This window comes from Mesorhizobium sp. M1A.F.Ca.IN.020.03.2.1, assembly GCF_004023205.1.
In the GTDB taxonomy this organism is placed as follows: Bacteria; Pseudomonadota; Alphaproteobacteria; order Rhizobiales; family Rhizobiaceae; genus Mesorhizobium.
This window is the reverse complement of record NZ_RZSV01000301.1, coordinates 617-5,605: the sequence shown is the minus strand read 5'-3', so window position 1 is coordinate 5,605 and position 4,989 is coordinate 617. Positions and strand designations below refer to the sequence as shown.

The 4,989-nt window shown below is 59.8% G+C and carries 3 protein-coding genes and 3 pseudogenes; 4 read left to right on the top strand and 2 right to left on the bottom strand.

Going from position 1 to position 4,989, the window contains the following annotated elements; genetic code table 11:
• A pseudogene (locus EOA79_RS28945) lies at positions 1–438 on the bottom strand (aldehyde dehydrogenase family protein); the annotation flags it as partial.
• A gap of 650 nt (positions 439–1,088) precedes the next feature.
• Between EOA79_RS28945 and EOA79_RS28935 the strand changes: the two are divergent.
• Together EOA79_RS28935 and EOA79_RS28930 are read left to right on the top strand one after the other, a co-directional pair.
• A complete protein-coding gene (locus EOA79_RS28935; RefSeq protein ID WP_210326673.1) occupies positions 1,089–1,388 on the top strand; it encodes a helix-turn-helix transcriptional regulator in 300 nt (99 codons plus the stop codon).
• On the top strand, positions 1,378–2,694 hold the full coding sequence (locus tag EOA79_RS28930) for a HipA domain-containing protein (protein ID WP_063169281.1): 1,317 nt from the start codon (positions 1,378–1,380) through the stop codon (positions 2,692–2,694). The genes EOA79_RS28935 and EOA79_RS28930 overlap by 11 nt, the downstream gene beginning before the upstream one ends.
• A gap of 569 nt (positions 2,695–3,263) precedes the next feature.
• Here the strand turns inward: EOA79_RS28930 and EOA79_RS28925 are convergent.
• The gene (locus EOA79_RS28925; RefSeq protein ID WP_126066776.1) at positions 3,264–3,623 is read right to left on the bottom strand and encodes a hypothetical protein; all 360 of its coding nucleotides are present in this window, start codon (positions 3,621–3,623) and stop codon (positions 3,264–3,266) included.
• A 516-nt stretch (positions 3,624–4,139) separates the two neighbouring features.
• Here EOA79_RS28925 and EOA79_RS33880 point away from each other — a divergent pair.
• Together EOA79_RS33880 and EOA79_RS28915 are read left to right on the top strand one after the other, a co-directional pair.
• Positions 4,140–4,673: pseudogene (locus EOA79_RS33880) on the top strand (IS21 family transposase); the annotation flags it as partial.
• Positions 4,674–4,683: 10 nt separating this feature from the next.
• Positions 4,684–4,928: pseudogene (locus EOA79_RS28915) on the top strand (ATP-binding protein); the annotation flags it as partial.
• Positions 4,929–4,989: the final 61 nt, after the last annotated feature.

The following is a 4,989-nucleotide window of genomic DNA, read 5'->3' as shown; positions in this document are numbered from 1 at the left end:
TTGGACGTAAATGCGGTTCGCGGAAACGCAGGTCTGGCCGGCATTGCGGAACTTCGCCTGGACCGCACCGTCAACAGCACCGTCAATGTCGGCATCATCGAAGATGATGAAAGGTGCATTGCCGCCGGTTTCAAGGCTGACCTTCTTGATCTGGTCAGAGCACTGACGCATCAGCAGCCGTCCGACCTCGTTCGAACCGGTAAAGCTGATCTTTGGAATTGGTGCAGAGTTCACGGCCCACGCGATCACCTTCGGACGCATAGATCAGGTTGACCACGCCATCGGGAAAGCCGGCCTGATGGCGAGAGCAAACATTGCACCTAGCCACGCCACGATAAGATCGAGCGCGGCTTCGTTGCGTGCGGGTCTGTGGTCAGTGGAGGGCGGAGGAAAAGCGCTCGGCGTGCTCGCCCTCGCGATACCACTGGTTCGCGCCGGCAAGCGCCAGTTTCTGAGGCAAATCGCCGAACAGCTGGTAGAGCCTTACTCTCAGGGCTTGGCATCTATGTCGCCTACGACCGCCACATGCAGCCCGTCGCGTGCGAAAGCGGCTTTGTGGAAGGCGCTTAGATCGGAGGGCGTTACGCTAGTCAGCCTCCCTTGGGCGGTCTCGAATACGGATGCGTGCGTAGATTCCGCGCCGCCAGGCCAGCTCGGCGATCGCATGAGGTTCGCGCTCATTGGCAATGATTTCGGAGAGAAGCTGGGCGCGTATGCGGTCGAAAAGTGCTGGTGTAGCCGGATGCGGGTCCCGCCGCCGAGAATGTCGGCCAGCAGTCGAGCGCCGCGGCCCCGCACCAGGGACCGCCCATGAATGACTCATGCGAGGCGTCTCAAGGCTGTCCGCGATCCAGCGCCAGATCTCCGCCTCGCCCGAGACGCGCAGAGCTGGCCGGTTGTGCAGGAGCCGTCGGCAATATCCGCCTTCCTCGTTCGGATGGGTAACGCTTGCGATACGGAGTCTTGACTTTGGCAGTCGCTCTGTGACATTACCTATATAAAGTTCGAAAGAAGGCGATATGGATCATGCATAGGTCACAGAGACCCGAATGAAGGCAACGTATAAACGCACCTATTCGCGCTACGCGATGGAAGCGCTTGGCCTTTTCGGTAAGACCATCCGGCTTGGCCGGATGCAGCACCGGTTAACCGCACAGGAGTTAGCCGAGAGAATCGGTGTTTCACGCAGCACCCTGCAGCGCATCGAGAAGGGCGATCCCAAAGTCGAAATCGGACTGATGTTCGAAGCTGCTGCCATTGTCGGTGTGAAGCTGTTCGATGCCGACGGCAATGGCATCACAGCCCTCACAGGCCGCATGGACGATCGCATCGCGCTGCTGCCGAAGCACGTCTACAAGGCCGGCAAGCAGATCGTCGATGAGTTCTAAGGTCCCCAAGTACGACGAAGCCTATGTCTGGGTCTGGCTGCCGGGCGAGACCGCGCCGGTTGTCGCCGGGCGGCTATATGCCCATGACGGACTCGTCAGCTTCAACTATGGCAGGAGCTTTCGTGAACTGGGAAGCGCGATCCCGCTTTATCTCCCGGAACTGCCCCTGAAGGCAGGCGAATTGCCTTTGCTTCCTGGCCTAACCATGCCGGGATGCATCCGCGATGCTGCCCCTGATGCCTGGGGACGACGGGTTATCCTAAACCGCAAATTCGGTGTGAAGGGCGATGAAATCGCGCGGCTCGATATTTCAGAACTGACGTTCTTGCTGGAATCAGGCTCGGACCGCATCGGCGCGCTCGATTTTCAGTTTTCGCCAATGCATTACGAGCCGCGCGCACTGGCCAATGCCACTCTCGAAGAGCTTGTCCAATCGGCGGAGCGGGTAGAGAAAGGTATTCCGCTCACCCCCGAATTAGATCAGGCGCTGCATCACGGCAGCTCGATCGGCGGCGCAAGGCCAAAGGCGCTGATCGAGGGTGACGCCGTCAAGCATGTCGCGAAATTTTCCTCGTCTGCCGACCTTTACAGCGTCGTCAAAGGAGAATTCATAGCCATGCGGCTTGCCGCCTTGTGCGGCATCAGAGCGGCATCCGTCTCGCTCGTTCGCGCCGCAGGCAACGACGTGTTGCTCGTCGAGCGATTCGACCGGATCAAGGTCACGGGCGGCTGGCAACGCAAATCCATGGTCTCAGCGCTGACGATGCTCGCGCTCGATGAGATGATGGCGCGTTACGCCAGCTACCAGGATTTGGCGGAGATCATTCGCCACCGATTCACCGCGCCGTCGGAAACTCTGCGCGAGTTGTTCAGCCGCATTGTCTTCAACATACTTTGCGGCAACACCGACGATCATGCCCGCAACCATGCGGCATTCTGGGACGGCGCTAAGCTCACCCTCACGCCTGCGTACGATATTTGTCCGCAGGCCCGCAGTGGCCAGGAGGCCAGCCAGGCCATGCTCATCAGCGGCAATAACCGCATGAGCCGGATAGCGTCCTGCCTTGAAGCGGCGCATCACTTCCTGCTCAGCGCGCCGGAAGCTCTTGCGATTGTTGAAGGCCAGCTCCGATGCATTGCGGAGAATTGGCCGCGTGTCAGCGAGGAAGCTACGCTATCCGGCACAGATCGCAATCTGTTCTGGGGCCGACAGTTCCTCAATCCCTACGCTTTTACGGCGCTGGAAGGAAGCGCCGACGTTCTCCGCGCTCTGGCTGACGAACTACGCAACAGTGTTCACGCCTGATCCGGCGCTGGATTTCGGACAAGCTCGGCAAGCGCAAGACGCCCACAATATCGACAACCCTTGCCGTGCCAGGACGAAGATTGAACAAACGGCTCTTCAACAGTGACAACGTGCACTGCGGAGAGATGTGGAGCTGACACCGCAAAAGCCCAAGACGCGCGACTTCCCGCGATACAACTCCACATAACTGAGCGTCTACAAGCGGTGCAGCCAGCCAAACATCCAGCCATCAAAGCGATGATCGTCTGATCTTTTGCCGATGACATCACGTCGGGGAAGCCTTGTTCGAGCGCTTGCCGCTTCATATCGATACCGGCCTGGGCGTAGCGCATCGTTAGTTCAGCCCGAGTGGCCTGGCCATCGACTGATGGTGGCGATGTCAACACCCGCCTTGACGAGGTGGATGGCCGTCGTGTCCCGCAAAGGGCGATGATGGATGCTTTTTTCCGCCATGGTGGTTCCTTCGCCCGCAGCCATGTGTGCGCAGCAAGTATGGAACACCGAACCGGGTGAGCAGTGTGGGGCGGTCGTTGCTTTGCTCGGCGGGACAGGGCGATACCAGACGAAGGTCACAATCGAAGATTCAGGATCCCTGAACTCGTGCATCCGTATTGAACATCAGCGAAAACAGAGCGTAATCCCGCTGTCCAGAAGGCGTGCGGCGGACGATACGCGCCAGGACGCTCTTGATTTCCGGGCTCATCGAGATATTCGACAGGTGCCACCCACGCGCCCTCTTGAAGGGAAGTGTCACCACCAGTTGCAGCGTATCCTAATATTCGGGGTGCTCCGAAATCAGGAACCGCGCAAAGGCATGCATCGCCGCCAGCCTTGCATTGCGGGTCGCAACTGCCACGCTCGACCTCAAGTGATGTGAGAAAGCTGCCCATCCTGTCGGTATTGATGTCGGAGACCGCTTCTTCTTTCAAGAATATCTTCCCGCTCTCCCGCGGCATGAGCCCGTGGCATGCTTCGGCCCAATGCTGTGGATTGATGTTTCTTCATGCCACAACCTCGCTGACGAGACCGCCGAAAGCCCCTTCAAAGCGGTCGGTGGCGATCTCTCGCAGCTTTGGAAGGTAGTGCATTGATTTTTCGTGGAATGGGGACCCTGTTTAAAGGGTGATTTTCGTCCAAACGGGACCCCTTAACGATGGGGTCATCAAGATGCCTCCGGCTTGATCGGAGGCATTTGTGTTTTGGATGTTGGTTTTAGAGACGATTGCAAAGATACGTCGGCTGTCGCTGGTCCAGGGGAAGTCGATCAAAGCGATCTGCCGTGAGCTGAAGATCTCGCGCAAGGTGGTGCGCAAGGTCCTGCGTTCTGAGGAGACGCAGTTCCGCTACGAGCGCAAGCACCAGCCCTATCCCCGCATGGGAGCTCGGCGTGAGACGCGGGACCGGCTGCTGTCGGCGAATGCGGCCAAGCCGCAGCGGGAGCGGCTGCCGGTCGCTTCGACGGCTTCCATTGCATTCCCCCGTCGGTGTCGAAGACCTGCACGGTGCGCTTCGACAACAACAAATACTCGGTGCTGTCGAGTGCCGTCGGTCGGCCCATCGAGATCCATGCTTATGTCGATCGGATCGCATCCGCCAGAGGATGGCGTGGTCGTGGGAGAACACGTTCGCTCCTTTGGCCGCAACGAGGTCGCCTACGATCCCTGGCACACGGCGCGCGCCGTTCCTTGGCTGGGTCGTGCGGTCGGCAATGGAGAAGGTGCGGCGCAGCTCAAGGCGGTTGATGACGTCGACCGGCAGATGGTGTTGATCCTCACCTGGGTGCTGACCGACGGATTGAGCGCGGTCGAGGCCGCCTGTCAGGAAGCCATCGAGCACGGTGCATCGTCGGCGCCGGTGATCCTCAACATCCTGGCCCGCAGCCGCGATCCGGCGCCGGGCACGATCCTTTCCATTCCCCAAGCGCTGAAGCTAGCTCACGAGCGGTCGCCGACTGCACCCGCTATGACAGTCTCAGGAGGACAAACAGCCATGGAACGCACCGAGGTACTGGAACTGATGGGAGCGCTGAAGCTCTACGGAATGCGCAGAGCCTATGACGAGATCATGGGCGCGTCGCCATCAAGCGACGGCACGAGCCGCCCAGGATTGTCGGTGATCTCTTGCAGGCCGAGATATCGGAGAAGCAGGCCCGCTCCATCAAATACCAGTTCGCTGTCGCCAAGTTGCCGCTGGCCAAGGACATCGACGACTTCGACTTCGCCGACACGCCGGTCACCCCCTGATGCGCGATCTCGCCCGGCCGCGCCTTCGTCGCCGATCAGCGCAACATCGTCC

Bases quoted from the DNA above. Each gene is read 5' to 3' on its own strand.
- EOA79_RS28930 (WP_063169281.1), top strand. From the start codon at position 1,378: ATGAGTTCTAAGGTCCCCAAGTACGACGAAGCCTATGTCTGGGTCTGG.
- EOA79_RS28935 (WP_210326673.1), top strand. From the start codon at position 1,089: ATGGAAGCGCTTGGCCTTTTCGGTAAGACCATCCGGCTTGGCCGGATG.